The sequence below is a fragment of the Sinorhizobium sp. M4_45 genome (assembly GCF_002885915.1).
GTDB classification, from domain to species: domain Bacteria; phylum Pseudomonadota; class Alphaproteobacteria; order Rhizobiales; family Rhizobiaceae; genus Sinorhizobium; species Sinorhizobium meliloti_A.
The window spans coordinates 80,210-102,236 of the sequence record NZ_NWVE01000015.1; the positions used below are offsets into that span (position 1 = coordinate 80,210).

The 22,027-nt window shown below is 62.4% G+C and carries 19 protein-coding genes; 8 read left to right on the top strand and 11 right to left on the bottom strand.

Features of this window, described 5'->3' with window-relative positions; translation table 11 throughout:
• Position 1: 1 nt before the first annotated feature.
• The 10 genes from CN933_RS29470 to CN933_RS29515 form a co-directional block, all read right to left on the bottom strand.
• The gene (locus CN933_RS29470; RefSeq protein WP_102763234.1) at positions 2 to 565 is read right to left on the bottom strand and encodes an NADH-quinone oxidoreductase subunit C; all 564 of its coding nucleotides are present in this window, start codon (positions 563 to 565) and stop codon (positions 2 to 4) included.
• On the bottom strand, positions 562 to 1,065 hold the full coding sequence (locus CN933_RS29475) for a NuoB/complex I 20 kDa subunit family protein (RefSeq protein ID WP_102763235.1): 504 nt from the start codon (positions 1,063 to 1,065) through the stop codon (positions 562 to 564). Before CN933_RS29475 ends, CN933_RS29470 begins: the two co-directional genes overlap by 4 nt.
• Complete coding sequence (locus tag CN933_RS29480) at positions 1,053 to 1,418, bottom strand: NADH-quinone oxidoreductase subunit A (RefSeq protein ID WP_102763236.1); 366 nt, start codon at positions 1,416 to 1,418, stop codon at positions 1,053 to 1,055. The genes CN933_RS29475 and CN933_RS29480 overlap by 13 nt, the downstream gene beginning before the upstream one ends.
• 216 nt (positions 1,419 to 1,634) lie before the next feature.
• Positions 1,635 to 3,074, bottom strand: a complete 1,440-nt coding sequence (locus CN933_RS29485; RefSeq protein ID WP_102763237.1) for an NADH-quinone oxidoreductase subunit N — start codon at positions 3,072 to 3,074, stop codon at positions 1,635 to 1,637.
• Positions 3,071 to 4,546, bottom strand: coding sequence for an NADH-quinone oxidoreductase subunit M (locus tag CN933_RS29490; protein WP_102763238.1), 1,476 nt, complete (start codon positions 4,544 to 4,546; stop codon positions 3,071 to 3,073). Before CN933_RS29490 ends, CN933_RS29485 begins: the two co-directional genes overlap by 4 nt.
• Before the next feature lie 5 nt (positions 4,547 to 4,551).
• Complete coding sequence (locus tag CN933_RS29495; RefSeq protein ID WP_102763239.1) at positions 4,552 to 6,312, bottom strand: Na(+)/H(+) antiporter subunit D; 1,761 nt, start codon at positions 6,310 to 6,312, stop codon at positions 4,552 to 4,554.
• The gene (locus CN933_RS29500; protein WP_102763240.1) at positions 6,305 to 6,559 is read right to left on the bottom strand and encodes a hypothetical protein; all 255 of its coding nucleotides are present in this window, start codon (positions 6,557 to 6,559) and stop codon (positions 6,305 to 6,307) included. Before CN933_RS29500 ends, CN933_RS29495 begins: the two co-directional genes overlap by 8 nt.
• The gene (locus tag CN933_RS29505) at positions 6,556 to 8,019 is read right to left on the bottom strand and encodes a monovalent cation/H+ antiporter subunit D family protein (protein ID WP_018096360.1); all 1,464 of its coding nucleotides are present in this window, start codon (positions 8,017 to 8,019) and stop codon (positions 6,556 to 6,558) included. Before CN933_RS29505 ends, CN933_RS29500 begins: the two co-directional genes overlap by 4 nt.
• Positions 8,020 to 8,023: 4 nt before the next feature.
• Positions 8,024 to 8,326 carry an NADH-quinone oxidoreductase subunit NuoK gene (gene nuoK / locus CN933_RS29510; protein WP_100673253.1) on the bottom strand — a complete coding sequence of 101 codons (303 nt, stop codon included), beginning with the start codon at positions 8,324 to 8,326 and terminating at the stop codon, positions 8,024 to 8,026.
• Positions 8,326 to 8,826: an NADH-quinone oxidoreductase subunit J family protein gene (locus tag CN933_RS29515; RefSeq protein ID WP_102763241.1), complete on the bottom strand. Its 501-nt coding sequence runs from the start codon at positions 8,824 to 8,826 to the stop codon at positions 8,326 to 8,328. The genes nuoK and CN933_RS29515 overlap by 1 nt, the downstream gene beginning before the upstream one ends.
• Before the next feature lie 295 nt (positions 8,827 to 9,121).
• On the opposite strand from CN933_RS29515, the gene CN933_RS29520 reads away from it, so the two are divergent.
• From CN933_RS29520 to CN933_RS29555, 8 genes are all read left to right on the top strand, one after another.
• Positions 9,122 to 9,793, top strand: a complete 672-nt coding sequence (locus CN933_RS29520; RefSeq protein ID WP_102763242.1) for a protein-L-isoaspartate(D-aspartate) O-methyltransferase — start codon at positions 9,122 to 9,124, stop codon at positions 9,791 to 9,793.
• A gap of 116 nt (positions 9,794 to 9,909) precedes the next feature.
• The gene (locus CN933_RS29525; protein WP_102763243.1) at positions 9,910 to 13,125 is read left to right on the top strand and encodes a sensor domain-containing protein; all 3,216 of its coding nucleotides are present in this window, start codon (positions 9,910 to 9,912) and stop codon (positions 13,123 to 13,125) included.
• Positions 13,126 to 13,310: 185 nt separating this feature from the next.
• On the top strand, positions 13,311 to 13,994 hold the full coding sequence (locus tag CN933_RS29530; protein ID WP_102763244.1) for a LuxR C-terminal-related transcriptional regulator: 684 nt from the start codon (positions 13,311 to 13,313) through the stop codon (positions 13,992 to 13,994).
• Positions 13,995 to 14,171: 177 nt separating this feature from the next.
• Complete coding sequence (locus CN933_RS29535; RefSeq protein ID WP_102763245.1) at positions 14,172 to 15,533, top strand: CheR family methyltransferase; 1,362 nt, start codon at positions 14,172 to 14,174, stop codon at positions 15,531 to 15,533.
• Positions 15,530 to 16,198: a chemotaxis protein CheW gene (locus CN933_RS29540; protein WP_102763246.1), complete on the top strand. Its 669-nt coding sequence runs from the start codon at positions 15,530 to 15,532 to the stop codon at positions 16,196 to 16,198. The genes CN933_RS29535 and CN933_RS29540 overlap by 4 nt, the downstream gene beginning before the upstream one ends.
• Complete coding sequence (locus CN933_RS29545; RefSeq protein ID WP_180980847.1) at positions 16,176 to 17,816, top strand: methyl-accepting chemotaxis protein; 1,641 nt, start codon at positions 16,176 to 16,178, stop codon at positions 17,814 to 17,816. The genes CN933_RS29540 and CN933_RS29545 overlap by 23 nt, the downstream gene beginning before the upstream one ends.
• Positions 17,803 to 19,929: a hybrid sensor histidine kinase/response regulator gene (locus CN933_RS29550; protein WP_102763248.1), complete on the top strand. Its 2,127-nt coding sequence runs from the start codon at positions 17,803 to 17,805 to the stop codon at positions 19,927 to 19,929. Before CN933_RS29545 ends, CN933_RS29550 begins: the two co-directional genes overlap by 14 nt.
• 9 nt (positions 19,930 to 19,938) lie before the next feature.
• On the top strand, positions 19,939 to 21,003 hold the full coding sequence (locus tag CN933_RS29555) for a chemotaxis protein CheB (RefSeq protein WP_102763249.1): 1,065 nt from the start codon (positions 19,939 to 19,941) through the stop codon (positions 21,001 to 21,003).
• A gap of 53 nt (positions 21,004 to 21,056) precedes the next feature.
• Here CN933_RS29555 and CN933_RS29560 read toward each other — a convergent pair whose 3' ends face one another.
• Complete coding sequence (locus CN933_RS29560; protein ID WP_102763250.1) at positions 21,057 to 22,022, bottom strand: type II secretion system F family protein; 966 nt, start codon at positions 22,020 to 22,022, stop codon at positions 21,057 to 21,059.
• Positions 22,023 to 22,027 lie beyond the last annotated feature (5 nt).

Below are 22,027 nucleotides of genomic sequence, written 5' to 3' on the forward strand. Positions count from 1 at the left end.
CTCAACTCTCCGGCGTCTGACGGCCTCCTTGCGGTATATCTCTGGTGGCGAGGTCCGGCTGCGTCGGCGGCGGCCCCTCGGCACCGAAGGGGTTCAGTTTGTCCTTGTAGCCCCTCAAGGGAAAATCCTTGCGCTGCGGAAAGCCCTCGAAGCCTTCCCACATATAGATGCGGCGCAGATCGGGATGCCCCTCGAAACGGATGCCGTACATGTCCCAGGCCTCGCGTTCATGCCAGTTGGCAGTTCGCCAGACTCCCGCAACAGAGGGAACATGCGGTGGATCGCCGAGCCGGCACTTGATGCGCACGCGCCATTTGTTCTTCAGCGAATAGAGGTGGTAAACCGTCTCGAAACGCGGCGTTTCGGGGTAGTGATCGACGCCGCATATGTCGGAGAGGAAATCGAACTCAAGCGCCGGGTGTTCTTTCAGGAACCGACAGAAGTCGACGATCTGCTCCGGTTGGACGGCAAAGGCGCAGATACCATGCGCAGCGCCGAGATTCTCGACTGCTCCCGCGAAGCTCCCGATGATCGCTGCGAGATCGACACGCCGCTCCCCGGTCATGATGCTACAACCCGTCCCAGGGGCGACCCGGTGAGGGCGCGGGACCTCCTGATCTTCTCCTGAAGCAGGAGAAAGCCGTGCATCAGCGCCTCCGGCCTCGGCGGACAGCCCGGCACATGCACGTCGACGGGGACGAAGGTTTCCGATCCCTGCACCACGGCATAGGTGTTGTAGACCCCGCCCGAAATCGCGCAGGTCCCCATCGCAATCACCCAGCGCGGTTCCGGCATCTGGTCGTAAAGCCGCCGCACGACGGGCGCGAATTTCCGCGTGACCGTGCCGGCGATGATCATCACGTCGGATTGCCGCGGAGAAGGCCGGAACACCACGCCGAACCGGTCGAGGTCGTAGCGCGCGCAGCCGGCCGAGATCATTTCGATGGCGCAGCAGGCAATGCCGAAGGTTTCGGGCCACAAGGCCGACCTCCGGCTCCAACCGATGATGCTGTCGGCCGTGGTGAACAGTACGCTGTCGCGGATCGCGTCGTTTATTCCTGCCATTCCAGCGCCCCCTTCAGCCAGGCATAGGCGAAGCCCACAAGCAGCAGCAGCATGAAGACGAACATCTCGATATAGCCGACGATGCCGATCTCCTTCAGGACGACCGCCCAGGGAAAGAGGAACATCGCTTCGACATCGAAGACCACGAGGAGGATGGCGAGGATAAAGAAAGGAACCCGGAAGCGGCCGCCCGCGGCCTCGCCCGCCGCTTCCATACCGCATTCATAAGGGGCGTTCTTTTCGGGATAGGGATTGGACGGACGCAGCAGCGAGGAGACGAAAAGCGTCGCCGTCGCCACCAGGACTATCCCGGTAGCCATGAACAGAACCGGCAGGAACTCCATTGCCGTCATAGCGTTTGGCCTTGGCCAATCAGCGGCTTTTCTCAGCCGCGATCGGTCCCTTCGGAACCGGGGATGCCGGCGCCCCGAGAGGCGGTCTGGGCAATCCTTTTCCTCGAAGGCGAGTCTATGCCGTCGGGCTGATCAATGCAAATCCAATTGATTAGTAATGTATGATTTGAATTGGCCCGCCTGCAGCAATCGACGATACAGCGGCGAGGACCCGCCTTACCCTCCGAAAGCCGACTGTTGAGCAAGCCTCAGGAACCACGCCGGAAACAGGCCGATGCCGATGGTGCCGGCGGCGGTGAAGGCGAGCGTGGCACGGACGAGCGGCGTCAGCGCAGGTTCGAACGTCCTTTCCGGCTCGCGCATGTAGATCACCATCACGATGCGGATATAGAAATAGGCGGCGACGACGCTGAGCAGGACTGCGATCACCGCCAGCACGACGAAACCTCGCTCCACCAGCGCGACCAGCACGTAGAACTTGGCGAAGAAACCGGCCGTCGGCGGGATGCCGGCGAGCGAGAAGAGATAAAGGAGCATCAGAAGCGCGAGCCCGGGATGGAACTTGGCGAAACCTGCGTAGTCTTCGATGACCTCGCCGGATAGATCGCCGTTCCGCATCATGATCACGGCGCCGAAAATGCCGAGATTCATGAAAGTGTAGATAAGCAGATAGAGCATCACGCTGGCGATCCCGTCCTGGCCGCCGGCCACCACTCCGAAAATAGCAAAACCCGCATGGGCGATGCTGGAATAGGCGAGCAGGCGCTTGAAATTATCCTGCACCAGCGCCACGAAACTGCCGAGCGCCATCGTTGCCACAGCAATGGCCGCGACGATGATCCAGGCGTTCGAGACCTCGACAAGCGGATTGAGGAACACCCGGAGAATCACTGCGAACCCGGCCGCCTTGGGCGCGACCGACATGAAGGCAGTGATCGTCGTCGGCGCGCCTTCATAGACGTCCGGCACCCACATATGGAACGGCACGGCCCCGATCTTGAAGACGAGCCCCGCAACGATGAAAACGACCGCCAGCAGCAGGGCGGGATCGAGCGGACCGCCGCTCACCGCCTCAGCCATCCGGTCCAGTTGGGTCGTACCGGTGAGCCCGTAGATGAGCGAAACGCCATAAAGGAAAATCGCCGTCGAGACTGCGCCGAGGATCACATATTTCAACGCCGCCTCGTTCGACCGCCGCTCTTTGCGCAGGAAGCCTGTCAGCACATAGGTGCAGAGCACCATCAGCTCGAGACCTACATAGATCGACAGAAGGTCGATCGACGAGGCCATGATCATCATCCCCGCAAGGGCGAAGAGCAGCAGGACATAATATTCGCTCCTGCCGATCCCCTCGATCTCGGCGTATTTCCGCGACAGGAAAAAGGTCAGGATGGTCGCCAGATAAAACAACAACTTGAAAAAGACGGCGAAGCGGTCGGAAATGAACATGCCCGCATAGGCCGGCCGTATCTCGCCTGCCAGCATGAGCGTGGCCACCGCGGCGAGGAGCACGATCGCGACCGAAGCCCACAGGAGCAGTTCGTCCCGCCCCTTGCGCACAAGCTCTCCGACAATCAGCAGGATGCAGGCACCGGTGACCACGATGATCTCGGGGACGCTCGCCAGGGCCCATTGGAGAAGCGCGGCAGCAGTCATTGACCGCTCCCTTCACCGTGTACCTGCACCAGCAGATTTCGCACCGACGCGTCGATGATCCCGAGGAACGGTCGCGGATAGAGGCCGATCCAGAGCACAAAGACGGCGAGCGGCAGAATGGCAGCCAGCTCGCGGCCGTTCACGTCGTTTATATTGTACCTGGCACTCACATTCGGCGGACCAAGCGCCACTTTCCCGTACATGCCGAGCAGGTAGGCGGCACTCAGCAACGCACCCACTACGGCCGCGGCGCCCGCGGCAAGGTTTGCCGCAAACCCGCCTGACAGCACCAGCAGTTCGCCGACGAAAGCGTTCGTCCCCGGCAGCGCCATCGAAGACAGGGTGAAGAGCGCAAGAAAGGCAGTATAGACGGGCGCCACCTTCATCAGCCCGCCGTAATTCGCGATGCTGCGGGTATGCGTGCGCTCGTAGATCAGGCCCACGAACAGGAACAATGCGCCAGTCGTTATCCCGTGGTTGAACATCTGCAGGATGCTGCCCTCGAGCCCGCGCAGATTCAGCGCGAAAATCCCGAGCGTCACAAAGCCCATATGGCTGATGCTGGAATAGGCCACGAGCTTTTTCAGGTCGTCCTGAGCCAGGGCCAGCAAGCCGCCATAAACGATCGCAAGAGCCGAAAGCACGAGCATAAGCGTCGAATAATAGAGCGATGCTTCCGGCAGCATCGGCAGCGAGAAGCGCAGGAACCCGTAAGCGCCCATCTTCAGGAGCACGCCGGCGAGAATGATGCTGCCCGCCGTCGGCGCCTGGACATGTGCGTCCGGCAGCCAGGTGTGCACCGGCACCATCGGCACCTTGACGGCGAAGGCCACCAGGAAGGCGAAGAACAGCCAGGACTGAACGCCGAAGGGCAGATCCTGCGCCGTCAGGGCGAGTATGTCGAAGGTCTCGCCCCCCTGGAAATAGAGCACGATGACGCCGATCAGGAAGAGGATGCTGCCGGCCAGCGTGTAGAGGAAGAACTTGAACGCAGCATAGACCCGGCCTTCGCCGCCCCAGACGCCGATGATCAGATACATCGGAATCAGCATCGCCTCCCAGAAGACGTAGAACAGGAACAGGTCGAGCGCGCAGAAGACACCGAGCATCAGCGCCTGCATGATCAGCAGGCTGACCATGAACTCCTTCACCTTGCGGTCGACCGCCACCCAGGAAGCGAGCACGGAGATCAAGCTCAAAAGCGCCGTCAGGAACAGGAAGAGCGCGCTGATGCCGTCGACGCCGAGTGTATAAGTGATCCCGAGCGCGGGCACCCAGGGACGGCTCTCGGTGAACTGCATTTCGTGCGTCGTCGTATCGAAACCGGCCAGCATAACTATGCAGAGAGCGAGATCGACAATCCCGAAACCGAGCGCCGTCCACCGCACCGCATCGTCGCTGCGCATGAACACCACCACCGCCGCCCCGGCGACGGGCAGGAAGACGATGAGGCTCAGCAGCGGGATCGACATCGTGCCTACCTCCACACCACCGCAAAGACGAGGATGGCCGCGATCAGGCCGGCGATCATCGCCAGCACGTAATGGGTGACGACGCCGGTCTGCCAACGTCGCAATACGCTGCCGCCGTCAAGGATCGATCGGGCGAAACCATTCACGACGCCGTCCACGCCATTGAGATCGAGCCGCACCCCCGTGCGCGCCGAGCCGTGCAGGAAGGGCAGTACCGCAGTCTCCGACACGTCGCTGACCGCCTTCTCATAACGCGCCAACGGTCGTTCTGCGAACCACATGAAGGCGCGGGCGCCCTTGCGATAGAACCAGTCGGTGTCGAGGCTGATCGTGTTCTCGGGATCGAGCGCCCGAAGGAAGATCACGAAGCCCAAAGCCGTGAACATGAGGATCCCGAGGCTTTCGGTCACGTGGACGCCGGTATAGGGCTCGAAATCGACAGGATAGGGCAGAAGCGCGTAGAGCGGGCCGGGGAATACGCCGATGGCGATGCAGAGCGCCGCCGCCATGCCCATCGCGACCAGCATGTTGCCGGGTGGCTCCCGTGCCTGCAGCCCCCGGTCGGTACCGAAAAACATGTAATAGGGAAGCTTGAGCCCGGTGTGCAGGAACGTCCCGGACGACGCCATCGTCAGCGCCAGCATCACAAGCGCGCGATGATCCTGCCCTGCCGCGGCTATCACCATCGATTTGCTGACAAAACCCGAGAAGAACGGAAATGCCGAGATCGCAAAGGCGCCGATCATATAGAGCGCTACCGTCAGCGGCATCGCCTTGTAGAGCCCGCCAAGCTCGGTGAGCTTGCGCCGGCCGGTGACGTAGATCACCGACCCGGCACCCATGAACAAAAGCCCCTTGTAAAGGATGTGCGCGAAGGCGTGACTGGTGGCCCCGTTCACCGCCAGCTCGGTGCCGATGCCGATGCCCGCGACCATGTAGCCCACCTGACTGACGATATGATAGGCAAGAAGGCGGCGGCAGTCGTTTTCCAGCACCGCATAAATGACGCCGTAGAGCGCCATCACCGTGCCGAGCCAGACCAGCAGTTCGATACCCGGAAACGCCCGTGCCAGCACGTAGACGGCGGTCTTGGTCGTGAAGGCGCTCATGAACACCGCGCCGGTGACGGTCGCCTCCGGGTAGGCATCGGTCAGCCAGGCATTGAGCGGCGGCACCGCCGCGTTGAGCAGGAAGCCGGCAAGAATGAGATAGGTACCCGCGTCCAAAGCGCCCTCGACCGGACCGAAGAGCAGCGAGCCTGCGGCTGCCCCATGGAGCAGAATTCCACCGAGCAGGATGACGCCGCCGGTGACGTGGACCATGAGATACCGAAAGGCAGCGCGGATCGCCTGTCCCCCTCCTTGAGCGAAGACGAGATAAGCCGACGCGAATGCCATGCCCTCCCAGAACAGATAGAGGGTCAGATAGTCGCCTGCGAACACCACGCCCAGCGCGCTGCCGACATAGACGAAGGCGGCTACATGCTGGCCGGCGCCGGAAAGGTGCAATGCATAGACCGTCCCGATCAGCGCCATGATGGTGAAGACGGTAGCGAAGACGGTGCTGAGCTGGTCGACCTTTGCAATCAGAATTTCCTGGCCGAGGAACTGCGTCTCGCCATAACTGCCGGGCTCTATCGCCAGGACGACGACGACCGCCAGTACCGGGATCAGCACGAGATAAGCTTTACGCACCGGTCCCGTGAAGAACGGGATCGGCAGAGCGCCCAGAATGAAGATGATGGCCGGATGGACGAAATCAGTCATAATAGTCCTCGCGCCGCATCAGCCCGGCGCGGTGGCCGAGAAACTTGGAAACGAAGATGAGCAGCACGCAGGAGCCGAAGCCGTACGCCGCCGACCAGCCCGGCAGGCGCTCCCACAGGTATTCGGCGTGGTCGCGGCGAACCAGGAAGTCGGCGACGAAGATCAGGACGAGCACCAGATAGAACAGCCGCCGGCGCAGCCTCGCATATTGCGCGTCACCAAAGAAAACGACGACAGGCTTGATCATCGGATCACTCCGTCCGCGAGGGTGAGGAAATAGTAAGGGAAGATGCCCATCAGCACTGAGAGGATCGCGGTCGCGACCAGCGGGATCGTGACCAGCGGGATTTCGCGAACCGGCGCCCGGCTCTCCTTGGTCTCCGACTCGAAAAAGGCGGTGTAGCTGACCGGCAGAAAATAGGCGGCGTTGAGGACCGAACTTGCGAGCAGCACGGCCAGGAAAGCCATCTGCCCGGCCTCTACCGAGCCCTCCGCCAGATACCACTTGCTGACGAAACCTGCCGTCGGCGGGATCCCGATCATGCTCAGCGACGCGACGAAGAATGCCCCCATCGTCCAGGGAAGCCTGCGGCCGATGCCGGCCATGTCGCTGATATTGCGTTTTCCGGACGCACAATAGATCGATCCCGCGCAGAAAAAGAGCGTGATCTTGGAGAATGCATGCGCCGCGATGTGGATGATGCCGCCGACCATCGCCAGCGGCGATAGCAGTACCGCGCCCAAGACGATGTAGGAGAGCTGGCTGACGGTCGAATAGGCGAGCCTCGCCTTCAGATCGTCCCGCGTCAGCGCGTAGACCGACGCCATCAGGATGGTGAACGAGACCAGATAGGCCGTGGCGATGCCTAGGCCCAGTTCCCCGACCATGCCGACACCAAAGACATGAAAGATCACCCGCAGCACGCAGAAGACGCCCATTTTCACGACCGCCACGGCATGCAGGAGCGCGCTGACCGGCGTCGGCGCCACCATTGCGGCGGGCAGCCAGGCATGCATCGGCATTACGGCCGCCTTGGCGAAGCCGAAAAGATAGCAGAAATAGACGACCGCGAGCAGCGTCGCCGAGGCATTGGCGCCGGCCAGCAGCCCGCCCGCCACGAAGTCGAGCGACCCGGCGATGTGGTAGGTCAGCGCCAAGGCAGCGAGAAGCACGCTCTTCGAAGCGCCCATCAGATAGACGAGATACTTGCGGCTGCCCCGCCATCCGTCTTCGTCCTCGTGGTGGTAGACGAGCGGATAGGTGACGAGGCTCAGCACCTCGTAGAAGATAACCAACGTGAACAGATTCGCGGCGAAGGCGCCGCCCACCGCAGCCGCGAGGCTGGTGGCGAAGCATGCGAAAAAGCGGGTCTGCGCATGCTCGTGCAAGTGACGCATGTAGCCGATGGAATAGACCGCGGCCACGATCCACAGAAGCGACGAGACCGTGGCGAACACCATGCCGAGCGCATCGGCGCGGAACGCGAAGTCGATCCCCGGCAGGATCTCGAACAGGCGCAGTTCGACGGTGCCGCCGGCCAGTACCGTCGGCGCCATGGAGACGACGATCGCAAACATGGCGACCGCCGCGACCGGCGATACCGCGTCGCGGAGTTTCTCGCGCTTGTTGAGAAAGAGGATGGCGAGGGCCGCCAGTCCGGCGACGGCGACGGCGAGCAGCGGCCGGGTCGATATCACCGGGTCCAAGCCGCTATCCTTTCATAATGGTGACGTCGTCTACCTTGAGGGTGGACTTGTTCCTCACCAGCGCGACCAATATGCCGAGGGCCACGGCAACCTCCGCCGCGGTGATCGCGATGACGAAGATCGCGAAGATCTGTCCGCGGAAGTCGTCGTAGTACTGGGCGAAGGCGATGAAATTGATGTTGACCGAATTGAGCAGGAGTTCCAGCGACATCAGCACGATCAGGATATTGCGCCTCAACAGGACGCCCCCCGCCCCGATCACGAACAGGGCCACTCCGAGCAGGATCGACCACCAGAGCGGGACCATTAGCCAGGTTCCTTCCGCGCCAGCACGATCGCGCCGACGAGGGCCGCGAGCAGGATGACCGAGGCGACTTCGAACGGCAGGAGATAGTCGGAGAAGAGCGTCTTGCTGAGATCCCTGATGGCATCGCCGCCGCGCTCGGCAACGGGCGGCGTTGCGGTGAAGCGATCGCTCCAGAGCACCAGCACGACCATCTCGGCACCGAGCAGGACGAGCAGCGCGAGCGCCGGCAGGTTGCCGCCCGGCATGAAGCGCTGCAGCACCGCTTCGCGCACGTCGACCATCATGATCACGAACAGGAACAGGACCATGATCGCGCCGACATAGACGAAGATCTGGATGACCGCGAGCAGCGGCGCACCGAGCATGACGAAGATTGCCGAAATCTGCAGGAAGCACGCCATCAGCGCCAATGCGCTGTGAACCGGATTGCGCGCCAGAACCAGTGTCAGGGCTGTGACCACGGACACCGTAGCGAACAGAAGAAAGAACCCCTGATGCATCGACGCCGACCTTTCGCCACGAACTCTCGGCGCAAGACGGCCGGAGTCGAGATAGCGCCGCACTCACAAATTGTGCCCTAGTATCGGGTCTTTCACAAGATTATTGTCGCTTTGACAAATCCCCGATGCTCTGTCCGCGCTTGCGCGACCGTCGGCTTACACCTTCTGAGATTGCCTACGACGCGCCGGATCGCTCAGCCCATTGTTGCCATTTGATCTTGCTATTGCATGTCGGTCACCCTTTAATGTCGAGAGGCCCATTTGCCGACCGACTGGCTGAGGAGAGCCCGCCCTCATGAAGCCAATGAACGAAGAGCATCTCGCGGTTCTGCGCAGGCACATGGTCGAGGTTGTCGCAATCTATGCCGACCTTGCAAGCGAAGAACTCGGCAAGGCGGCGCTCGATGAACGGGTGATGGCAGCGATGCTGCGGGTGCCCCGGCATCTTTTCGTGCCGGTCCCGGCTGCGCCCTTTGCCTACCAGGACATGCCGCTTCCGATCGGCTTTGATAAAACCGTGTCGCAGCCCTTCATGGTCGCTCTCATGACCGATCTCCTTGCCCCCCAACCGCATGAGGCCGTGCTCGAAATCGGCACTGGCCTGGGCTACCAAACCGCAATCCTCGCGCAACTCGCCGGCCAAGTTTGGAGCGTCGAGATCATCGAGGAATTCGCAGGTCAGGCCGAAACTCTCCTGCACGGCCTCGGCATGTCGAATGTCGGCATTCGTATCGGCGACGGTTCTCGCGGCTGGCCCGAGCACGCTCCGTTCGACAAGATTCTCGTCACGGCGGCGGCTGAGCAGCCGCCCCCGGCTTTGCTCGAGCAGCTCAAGCCAATGGGCCGCCTTGTTCTTCCTGTCGGCTCGGAAGAACAGGTGCTGACCGTCATCGACAAGGATTCGGCCGGGCAATTCGCGGCGCGGCAACTTATCCCGGTTCGGTTCAGCCGGCTCGAAGCGGCCTAAGCCCGTGTCTTGCTCCGGGAACAATTTACGGTCGCGAGCAGTTGACCCAGGTTGCACAACCTAGCGGGGCTTTCTTCCAATGCGATACAGCGCCTCACCAATCTGAGTGTCGTGTCATGAACGCACCGACGCCCGAACCGCCCTCCCATAGGCCCCATGATGTCTTTCACCGGCTTATGGATGGCATTGCCGAAGCGGTGATCGTCAAGGACGATGCGTCACGGTTCGTCTTCATCAACGACGCGGCTTGCGAGCTTCTGGGCAAAGACCGGAACCAGCTCATCGGAAGGACCGACCACGACATATTACCAGGGGAGCAGGCAGACAGGATCGTCTCGCTCGACAGGGTCGTGCTTTCGACGGGCGAAGGCCACGAGCTCGAAGAGCAAATCACGACGCCAGATGGGACACAGCGCACGCTTCTGACGAAAAAGCGGTGCGTGAGCATTCCCGCCGGTCCGACCGAGGAGAGGTTCGTGGTCGTGACGATCGTGGATATCACCGACCTGCGCAGGATCGAAGAGACTCTTCGAGCAAGCGAGGAGCACTATCGCTCTCTGGTTGACCTTCACCCGCAAGTTCCCTGGACCGCAAACACGGCGGGAGAGGTCCTGGAGGTGGGCCCGCGATGGAGCGAACTGACTGGCCTGGGCGAAAAAGAAACGCTCGGCAGTGGATGGGCCAAAGCCGTTCATCCGCAGGACGCGGACTCTTTGGAAGAGAAATGGCACCGCTCCCTGGCAAGCGGCGCACCATTCGACTGCGAATACAGGCTTTTGACCAGGACCGGCCATTATCGCTGGTTCCGCGCTCGCGCAGCCGCAAAGCGAGACGCGGGTGGAAAAATCGTGCGCTGGTACGGCCTCCTGGAAGATATCGACGAAAGGCGACGCGCTGCCGACGCCTTGCGCGAAAGCGAGGCCCGCTTTCGCGCCATCGCTGACAACGCGCCCGTGATGATCTGGGTTGCCGACCCCACAGGCGACACGAGCTTCTTCAATCGCTTGTGGTTGGAAACGACGGGGCAAACAGAGGCCGAGGCGCTCGGTTTCGGTTGGGTCGACGTCATCCATCCCGATGATCGGCAGGCAGTCCAGGAAATATTCTTCAGGGCGACTGCGGGCAAGGAACCGGTGCACAGCGAGTACCGGTTGCGACGGGCCGATGGAAGCTGGGCATGGGTCATCGACGTCGGGCAACCGCGCTTCTCCGCCGACGGAACGTTCCTCGGATATGTCGGGTCCGTTCTCGACATCACGGAACGGCGAGCCGCGGAGGTAGCTCAGCAGGAAGCTCAGGCGTTTATCAGAAGCATTTTTGACAGCAGTCCCGACTGTGTGCGCGTGCTCGACATGGAGGGACGGCCGCTGCTCATGAACGAGGCCGGGCGGCGTATCTTCGGACTGGATGAGGGTGCTCCGGTGACGGGGCAGACATGGGACTCCATCGGGCGAGCTTCCGACGCCGACAAGGTCGAGGCCGCCTGGGAAAGCGTCAGACGCGGGGAGACAGCGCGTTTCGAGATTTCCGTTCGGGATGCCGGCGGTGAAGAAAGATGCATGGACGTGATTTCGGCCCCGATCACGGACCATCGAGGAAAACCGTTCAGAATCCTGTCGATCTGGCGCGACATTACCGATGCGAAGCGAGCAAGCGACGAAATCAGTCGTGCGCAAAGGCATGCCGAAGCCGCTGCCGACCAACTTTCTTCGGTACTCGAGAGCACCATGGACAGCGTCATGCTGCTCGACGCCGACTGGCGCGTGCGCTATCTCAACGAAAACGCCCGGAAGCTCCTGCAGGTCGGAGACGAGGCGCTCGGAAGAGTGTTCTGGAAGCTCTTCCCCGAAGAGGAAAGGGGGAGCTTCGCCAAGCATTGCCGCGAAGTGATGGACCGACGGGTCCGCTCCTTTTTCGAGGACCATTTGTCGTCGCTCGGCCGGTGGGTCGAAGCGAATGCCTCCCCGACGCAAGACGGCATTTCCATTTTCTGCCGAGACATAACCGAGCGGCGTCGCGCGGAAGAGGACACGCTGCTGGCCCAAAAGCAGATCGCCCATATGGCCAGGCACGACATGCTTACCGGCCTCGCGAACCGGATGTTCTTCCGCGAATGCTTCGAGCAGGCGCTGAACGAGAGCAGCCATGCCCGTATGGCAGTGCTGTGCCTCGACCTTGACGGCTTCAAAGCCGTCAACGACACGCTCGGCCATCCCGCCGGCGACGCTTTACTGCGTCAGGTCTCTCAAAGGCTGATCCAATCCGTCAGAACCACGGAGACTGTCGCGCGACTTGGGGGCGACGAATTCGCCATAATACAACCTTTGACGAAGTCACGTGACGAAGCGTTCCGCCTCGCACAGCGGATGATCGATACCCTTTCCGAACCCTTCAGCATCGAGGGCGTCGCCGCAACTGTGGGGACGAGTATCGGAATTGCCTTTGCGCCGGAAGACGGCACCTCTGCAGATGAGCTGATCAAGGCAGCCGACATCGCGCTCTACAGTGCGAAATCCAGCGGACGCGGCACCTACAAGCTCTTCGACGTTGCGATGCATGCGCAGCTGCAGGCACACCAGCAGATGAAGATCGCAATGCGGGATGCGCTGGCGAAGGGAGAGTTCGAGCTGCATTATCAGCCGCTGGTGAGCCTGGAGTCGCGCTCCGTGAGCTGCTGCGAGGCGTTGCTGCGGTGGCGACACCCTCAGCGGGGAATGATCGCACCGGCCGAATTCATTCCGATTGCCGAAGAGACCGGCTTGATCGTTCCGATCGGCGAATGGATTTTGAGTGAGGCATGTGGACAAGCCGCGCGCTGGCCGGAACATGTGAGCGTCGCCGTAAACCTCTCCCCTGTCCAGTTCAAGCATCGCAACCTGGTGAGGGCCGTCGCCAACGCCCTTTCCGCCACCAGCCTTGATCCCGCTCGTCTGCAATTGGAGATCACCGAGACGGTTCTGCTGGATGAGAGCGAGCATAATCTCGAGTTGCTACAGGACCTGCGAAGGCTCGGCGTCAAGATCGCGATGGACGATTTCGGAACGGGCTATTCGTCGCTCGGCTACCTGCGCAGCTTTCCCTTCGACAAGATCAAGGTCGATCAGGCCTTCGTCCGCGACCTGCCACACGGTAAGGAGTCGCTCGCGATCGTCAAGGCCGTCGCCGGCCTTGGGCAGAGCCTTGGCATGACGACAACGGTCGAGGGCGTCGAAACGGAGGATCAGCTGGCGGTGGTGAATTCGGAAGGCTTCAATGAGGTGCAGGGTTACCTCTTTTCGCGCCCCCTGCCCGCCGCGGAAATCTCCAAGCTGATCGCAGCCGGTTCCCTCTAACTCTTGCCGCAGTTTTCACGCAGGGCAGGAATTAGCCCTACACGTCGCGCGGCGTGTGTGGCACAATTCAATTACTACCGCTCATTGATCGAAATGACGGGAACTCATTCGCCGAGACGATCGTTAGTTGCAAGTGGAGCCGGGTTAGGAGCCCGTGGCGTGAGCCAGCGAGCGGGGATAGCGTAATGAATGCCTCAGGCGTCGCACTTATTGCCGATGACGATGAATTCTTCAGGATTGCGCTTGGCTTCATTTTGAAGAGCAAATTGCGCTTTACCGAGATTATCGAGACCGGGTCACTCGACGAGGCGATCGAGAGGCTTTCCGAGCGCGAAGACGTCTCGCTGGCATTGTTCGATCTCGCGATGCCGGGCATGCAAAGCGTCGCCAGCCTTGCTGCCGTGCGCGACGTCCACCCGGATTTGAAAGTCGCGGTCGTTTCGGCATCGTCGCGCCGATCGGATATCCTCTCCGCCCTGACGGCAGGCATAAACGGTTATGTCCCCAAGGGCCTTGGGGCCACCGACCTGGCCGAAGCGGTTCGCGCCATTCTCAACGGAGCCGTCTATGTCCCTCCCTCCATTGCAGGCCGCGCCTCCCCTTCCGAAGCAGAGACGCCAGCGCCTGCCGCGGGAGACCAGAACGAACGCCGCCGTACCATCGAATTCCTTACGCCGAGGCAGCGCGAAGTCTTGCAGCTCCTTGTACAGGGGTTCTCGAACAAGGAAATCGCCCGCAAGCTGAAACTCGGCGAAGGCACCGTGAAGATCCACATGGCGGCACTATTCCGAAGCCTGCGGGTCAGGAACCGCCAGGAGGCGGCCGCGGCCGGGGCGCGCCTTTTGCCGATGACCGAAAACCGACAATAGTCCGCTTGGATAGGCCGCCCTCTAGGTCATCCGGACGAATAGCGCAAATACACGCCAGGACGTAGTGACGACAGCAGTCAATGTATGTGGAACGATAATGCGCCAGCCGGTTTCGACAGAGAGTTTCATCCCGACGCCGCTTCGCGCCTGTCCGGCACACGGGCAACGAGGTGTCCAGTGAACAGGCGCCGCGCCTCGTTGGAGCTCGCTGAACAGGTTGCAGGCAAGATCGGCCTGAGCTTCTCGGCATCACGGAAAGAAGCGGTCGCCACGGCGATAGAGCGGGTGATGGTGCGGCGCTGCATTGGCGAGGGTCGCTCGCTTCTCGATCGGTTGGGATCGGACGAGAATTTGACAGACGACGTGATCTCCGCGGTTACGGTCGCCGAGACGCATTTCTTCCGGGGACCCGAGCAATTCGAACTGATACGGCAGACAATTCTCCCGGAACTGTTGCGACGGCGGTCCGGCGGGCCTCCTCTGCGGTTCTGGAGCCTCGGCTGCGCGACGGGTGAGGAACCCTATTCCCTTGCCATTCTCTGCGAAGAGGAGGGCCTCCTGGACGATGTCCGGATCGATGCAGCCGACATTTCGAGGAGGGCACTCGCAGCGGCCAAGGCTGCCGAATACGGCGAGTGGGCCTTGAGGAATACGGCCCCGAGGCTGAGGCAACGTTACTTCACTTCGGGCGAGGGGCGTTTTCGACTGAACGAGCGATTGCGCCGGCAGGTCGACTTCGCTCATCTGAACCTCGGCGCCGACGCGCTTCCGGCTCCGGGAAAGCGATCGCCCGATTTCGATTTGATCCTTTGCCGCAACGTGCTCGTCTATCTCGAGGCGAGCGCGGTGCGCCGCATCGCCCGTCAGCTTCTGGCCTGCCTTTCCGATGGCGGCTGGCTGCTGACGGCCCCGACCGACCCGCCCCTGTGGAAATACGCCCCCTTCGAGACGTCGATCACGCCCGCGGGCATTGTCTACCGCCGTATCATGGCTCCGGACACACGTAAGAGCCCGACCGCGTGCGTCGCTCCCGTTCGACGCCAGACCGGCAACCCGGCCGCGTGCGTTCCGCCCGCCCGGGCTCGCGCCGCGGCATCGCGAAAAACGACCGGTGACGATACGGCCAAGGCCATCGCGCGGCAAATCCGATCGCGTTTCGACCTGGGTGAGCCCCTTGAGGCAGCCCGCCTTGCCGCCCGAGCGATCGAGAGGCATCCGCTGTCAGCGGAACTGCACTTCCTTGAAGGTGTCTCCCGGATGGCCAGCGGCGAGACCGACGCCGCGACGGCGGCACTCCGGCGGGTGGCCTATCTCGACGGCAAACTGGCGGCTGCACAGTTCTTCCTCGGTGTCTGCCTCAAGGACAGCGATCCGCAGGCGGCCCTGCGCGCCCTCGAAAATGCGCTCTCGTCCTGCCTCTCTCGTTCGCCGCGCGAACACGTTGCGTTGATGCCCGAGGCGACGGCCGGACATCTGGCGCAGCGCGCACGGCGAGAGATCGCCACGATACGCCAACATCTCGGGAGCGAAGCCGGATGAAGACACCTTCCCGCCCCCCCGCCCGTCCGCTCGACTGGACCGCCGTCAGAAGCCGTATGGCAGCCGCGATAGAACAGACGGAGGCGCTTCTGGAAGCGGCACAACAGGGTTCGGAAGCGCAATACGTGCAACGATCACCCCGCGCGGCCGTTGACGTATCCGCCGGGCAAAGCGAAGAACAGGCCGTCGATCTCGTGATCTTCGTGCTGGGGGATCGGCAGTTTGCCCTGGAGATCCGCTTCGTTTGCGAAATCGTTTCAAGGGCACGCGTCACCCCGCTCCCTGGAATGCCCCCGCATGCCTGTGGCGTTTACGACCTGCGCGGTCAGCTGCTTCCCGTATTCGATCTGCGCGGACCGCTGGATCTCCCGCAACTGGCCGGCATCGCCAATGACTGGGCGATCGTGTGCGGGCGGGAACGGCCCGAATTCCTGATCCTTTCCGAAGCAGCCCCAGAAATATCGACGCTCCCGCTGGAGGAAATCCGCGCAGCCGAGCCCGCTGCGGGCATAGCTTGGCATCGGGCGACGACGAAAGCCGGGGCGGTCATTCTCGACGGCCGCCTGCTTCTGGAGGACCGCCGCTTCTTTCTTGATGATGGGCAGATCACCGCCAGCGACGAGACGGAAAGGACCGAGTTCCATGAGTCCCCGACCAGCAAATAGCCTCTATGGCGCATTGGGGTTGGCAATGCTCCTATTCTTAGCAGCATCGGCGCTGCTCGTCGGGTCCAGCTTCATTGCTCTGGAACGCGTGCGGGCGGATCTTGCGGCGACGTCCTCGCTTGGCAAGGAACGGCTGGCCTACCAGATGATCTACACGGCCAGTCACCTGGAACGGGCGGAGGGTCCGGCTCGGGCCGCTGTTGCCGACGAACTGCGCCGCTTGATGGATCGCAATGAGCGGCTTCTTGCAAGTCTGGCGAATAGCGAAGAAGGGATCGGACTGGCGGCAGCGAACGAACCTGCTGCCCTCACGCAGCTCGAACAAGCCCGCCAACTATGGCGGGATGAAATCAGGCCCGCTCTGGAAAGCGCCATGGCCAGCGCACCGCTCAGCCGCGGCGCGCTGGACGAGCTGGATCCGGAGATCAGAGCGTTTGCGGCGCGTCTGGACGGATTGATCAGCCGCATCGAACAGGCCGGAGCCACCCGGCTCCAGCGCTCCCAATTGCTGCAGTTCGGTTTTTCGGCTCTAGCCCTGCTGGTGCTCCTTCAGGTGCTGAGGGTCGGGCGCCGTCTGACCCGCCGCACGCGCGCGCTCGCGGTGCTGGCGGAAAAGGTCAGCGCCGGTGACCTGGCGCAGAAGGCGTCGGTCGAAGGCAGCGACGAACTCGCAGTTCTCGGCGCCTCCTTTAATGCGATGACGGAGAGGCTCGCCGGTATGATCGACAACGAGCGGGGCAGCAGGGAGAGGCTCGAGAAGTTGCTCGCCACGATTTCGGAAACGGCGCAACACCTCTCATCGTCAGCTGCCGAGATTCTCGCCGGCACCACGCAACAGGTCGAAGGCATGCGCGAGCAGTCCTCGGCCGTTGCCCAGACGGTCACGAGCGTCGATGAGGTATTGCAGACTTCAGAACAGGCGGCGCAGCGCGCGCAGCAGGTTGCCGCCGCCTACGACAACGCCGTGAAGATCAGCAATGAGGGCCGCAGAGCGCTGGACGACACGGTGCAGGTGATGAATGCCGTCAGCGCGCGGACGGAAACGATCGCTGCAGATATTCTCTCGCTTGCGGAAAACAGCCTCGAGATCGGCGAAATCGTGTCGGTCGTTGCCGAGATCGCGGACCAGACGAACCTCCTGGCATTGAATGCTGCGATCGAGGCATCGCGCGCCGGCGAACACGGTAGGGGCTTCAATGTCGTCGCCAGCGAGATCCGGACGCTTGCCGACCAGTCGAAGGCTGCGACCACCAGGGTCCGCCGCATCCTCATGGAAATCCAGAAAGCGACAAACTCCGCGGTCATCGGCGCCGAGGATGGATCCAAGAGCGTCAGCCGTGCGCTCGAGACGGTCAGCGAAGCGGGCGAAACCATCCGGCAATTGGAGGCGATCGTCGACGACTCCGCGCGATCGGTCGCTCAGATCGCCGCGTCGGCGGGTCAGCAGCGCGCCGGCATGAAGCAGATTCACGAAGCCATGCATTACATCGAACAGACCAGCAGCCAGAACCTCTCGGCGATACGGCAGGCCGAGGAGGCCGCGAAGGACTTGAACGAACTCGGCTCAAGGCTGAAGGAAATGCTCACCGACCACGGCAGCGAACATGATAACACCTGAAGAACTCGACCCCGGCTTATTGACCATGTTCACTCAGGAGGTGCGGGAACGTGCGTCGGAGATGGAGAACGCCGTGCTGGCAATTGAGGCGTCCGGCGATGCGGATCGGAAACGGCATCTGCAGGAACAGCTTCTAAGGGTGGCGCATAGCCTCAAGGGTGCCGCCGGCCTGCTTCAGGTTCGCGGCGTGGAAACGATTTGTCACTGGATGGAGGAAATTCTCTCGATCGCTGCGAATGAACGGCTTGTGCTCGAAAGATCGAGGCTGGACCTGCTGCTGTCGGCTGCGGACGCAATCAGGAACGCGGCCGATCTGCTTGAGGGCGGCGAGATCCCCTCTCCCGCGCATGGCGAGCACGTGGTCGAAAAGCTGAAGTCCGTCGCAAGCGCGGGTTCCGATGACGGCTTGAACGAAGCGCACCATCATCCGCCCTTACCTCAGCCGGAGATCGCCATTCGCACCACCGACACCGACGGTTCCATGCGCGTCTCCGCCGCGCGCCTGGATGCACTCCTTTACAGGAGCGGTGAGATGCTGACCTTCAACGGCGTCATGCGGCGTCATGCCGAGCAGGCCTCTTCGCTGCGCGAGGAAGCAAGGAAAATGCGCGCCCCGGGCTCTGATCCCACCGGGCAGGTGGCGAGTGTCGAAAACGGCCTGCGTCAGCTCGCGGCATTCCTTCGCCAGGATGTTCGCCTGATGCAAAGTGCGGTGACCGCACTCGACGAAGAGATCAGGCTAGCGCGCACACAGCCTTTTGCGGAGGCGTGCAAGGGCCTTGGCCGAATCGTCCGGGACGTGGCGGCGGTATCGGGGAAACGGGCAGAACTGGAGATCAGGGGCGGAGAGATCGAAGTCGATCGCTCCGTCATTTCAGCGCTGCAGGATTCGCTGCGCCATCTCGTCCGCAACGCCGTTGCGCATGGAATCCAAACGCCGGAGGAGCGTCGGGCGGCAGGACAGCCGGAAACGGGCAGCATCCTGGTTTCGGCCGCCATGCGCGGAAACCGGATGGAGGTTCGTGTCGAAGACGACGGCCGCGGCCTGAATTTGGCTTTGCTGAGTGCGGCGACAGGCGAAAGCCCTCGAAGCAATCAATCCGAAGCGGATTTCCTGCGGCGTGTCTTCGAGCCGGGCGTCTCCACCTCGGCGACCGTCACCAGCCTCTCAGGGCGCGGCATAGGTCTCGACATCGTGAAAGGCAATGTGGAAAAGCTACGCGGCGCGGTCGACGTTTCGCAGGTACCGACCGGCGGTGCTGCCTTCACCCTCACCCTGCCTCTGACCCTTGCAACGGTTCGCGTTCTGGAAGTCCTTGCAGGAGGACATGTGTTCACGATCGACACCACGTCCGTCCAGCGCGTCATCCGGATCGGCCGGGGGGACTTCACGCTGGTAGAGGACAGGGATTTCGTCCGGACCCCCGCCGGTCCGATGCCCTTCGTCGATCTTTCGCTTTGGCTCCGCCTCCAGCCGAATCGGAGCGACGCGAGCGAAACCATCCCGGCAGTGGTCGTCGACTCGCCGGGCGGGCCCATGGCAGTGCTCGTCGACGAAATCACCGGCGAACAGGAACTGCTCACACGATCGCTCGGTCCGCGCCTGGCAAATGTCCGGCGTTACAGCGGTGGAATGGTGCTCCCCGACGGGCGCATCGCCCTCCTCCTGAACGTCGCAGCCCTCGCCGAAGCTGCAGCCGAGGTGCGGCCTCGCAAGAGCGTCGTCGGGCGCCGGCCCGTTGCGGCCGCTCGTCGGAAGGTCCTTGTCGCCGACGATTCGAAATATGTTCGAACATTGGTGAAGCTCATATTGGAAGGCGCAGGATACGAGGTGACCATGGCGACCGACGGCACGGAAGCGTTGAAGCAGCTTCGCGACCATGGAGCCGACGTGGTCGTAGCCGACGTCGATATGCCGTCCATGAATGGCTTCGAGCTGACCCGGGCCATTCGCCAGTCGGACCGCCTTACCGGCACGCCCGTCGTACTCGTCACCGGGCGGGAATCCCTTGAAGACAAGCTGAAGGGACTGCGCGCCGGCGCAAACGCCTACCTGAGGAAGGATCAGTTCGATGCGCACGACTTCCTGGAAACAATGCGGCAGGTCGTTTGAGGGAAGAGGATGGTACGCATTCTTCTCGCGACATCCACGCACGAGCTTGAAGATCTCGTAAAGAGGGCGATCGAGGGGGACGCCTCTGCGGAGCTCGTCCTGATCGCAAGAAACGGGAGAGACGCCGTTAGAATGACCGGCGAACTCCTGCCGGACATTGTCGCCCTGGAACTTAGCCCTTCCGGGGATGACAGCGCAGAAACGGTCAGGGAGATAATGATCGCGGCACCGACGCCGGTCGTTTTGCTCTCACATAGGGACGGCTCGCAGCTCGGGACCATTTCTGCGCGGGCGCTCGAAGCGGGCGCTCTCGCGGTCATCCCGGCGCCGGCCGCCCACGGCATGCCGCTCGAACAGCCGACAATCGAAAAGTTTCTTTCGACGATCAAGGCCATGTCGCAGGTAAAGGTCGTCCGGCAATGGCGCCAGAAAGCCCGCGGAGATCGCGCGGTCAAAGACCAACCGCCAGCGGCAGGGACGCCGATCGGAATCGTGGCAATCGCGGCCTCGACCGGTGGGCCGGCGGCGATCCGTGCGATACTCAGAGACCTCTCAGCCGATTTCCCGGTGCCGATCCTCATCGTCCAGCACATGTCGAGCGGCTTCATCGACGGCGTTGCCGCCTCTCTCGACGCGACCGTGCCGCTCAAGGTGAAGGTCGCCAGGAATGGAGAACTTCTCAAACCCGGCACCGTCTACCTCGCACCGGACAATTATCAGCTCGGCGTCTCGGGCAGATCGCGCCTACGCGTCTCGGACGATGCTCCGGTCAACGGCTTCAAGCCGTCCGGATCCTATCTCTTCGGCTCGATCGCGCGCGCCTTCAAGGGTGAGTCGCTCGCGGTGATCCTCACCGGAATGGGCGATGACGGGACGGAGGGGCTTCGGGCGCTGCGCGTGGCGGGCGGCAGGGCGATCGCGCAGGACGAGAAGAGTTCGGTCGTCTTCGGCATGCCCAAGTCGGCGATCGGTGCCGGCCTCGTGGACCTGGTGCTGCCGCTGGAAAGCATAGCCGAGAACATCGCTGCCATCGCTCGGGGACGATGCGAACCGGGAGGCGAGACAAGGACATGAACGTTGTGGGGCCCACGCGTCGGACTTGACGCGCAGGCGCCACACCGCCCCCTCTATATGCTCATTATCTGAATAACCGCCGGTGTAATGATCACCGCAAAGAGCACGGGCAGGAAGAACAGGATCATCGGCACGGTGAGCTTGGGCGGGAGAGCGGCCGCTCTTTTCTCGGCCTCGCTCATGCGCATGTCCCGGTTCTCCTGTGCCATCACGCGCAACGCCTGACCAAGCGGCGTGCCGTATTTCTCCGCCTGTATCAGGCTGGTGACGACGGCGCGCACGCCCTCCACGCCGGTTCTCTGCCCAAGGTTTTCGAAGGCCTGCCGCCGGTCCTGCAGGTACGAAAGCTCCGCAGTCGTCAGCAGGATCTCCTCCGCAGTCTCCGGCGATTGCGTGCCGATCTCCTCGCCAACCTTGCGGAAGGCGCTTTCGATTCCCATGCCGGCTTCGACGGTGATCAACAGCAGGTCCAGCGCCTCCGGCCAGGAACGCCGGATCGACTGCTGCCGCTTGGTGATCCTGTTCCTGATGAAGATCGCCGGAGCGAAATATCCGAACGCGCCCATGGCGGCGGCCATCGCCACCACCAAAAGGAGCGGTGCCTCCGGGCGGACCACCAAAAGGATGTAAAGCAAGCAGGCCGTGAAGATGGCAACCGGCGCAATCAGCCGGAAAGCAAGAAAGGCCGTCACCGCGGCATGGCCACGATAGCCCGCCATGCTCAACTTGCGGACGATCTCGCCGTCCTCCGCCTGCTTGGCAAGGCGGAAGCGGTCGACGATCGCCTGAAAGAGGCGCTTCGGCTCCACACGCAAGGATACCTTGCTCTTCTCCTCCAGCCGGGCGCGTTCGCGCTGCCGGATACGCTCGCGTTCGCCCTCCACTTTTCGCATGCGATCCGACAGCGTGTTCCGGAAGACGTAAGGCCAGGAAACGACGACGACCGCTGAAAAGGCGGAGAAGCCGGCCATCACGGCCGCCAACTGTTCCGGGTCTGGGATATGGACGCCAAGGTTCATCTCAA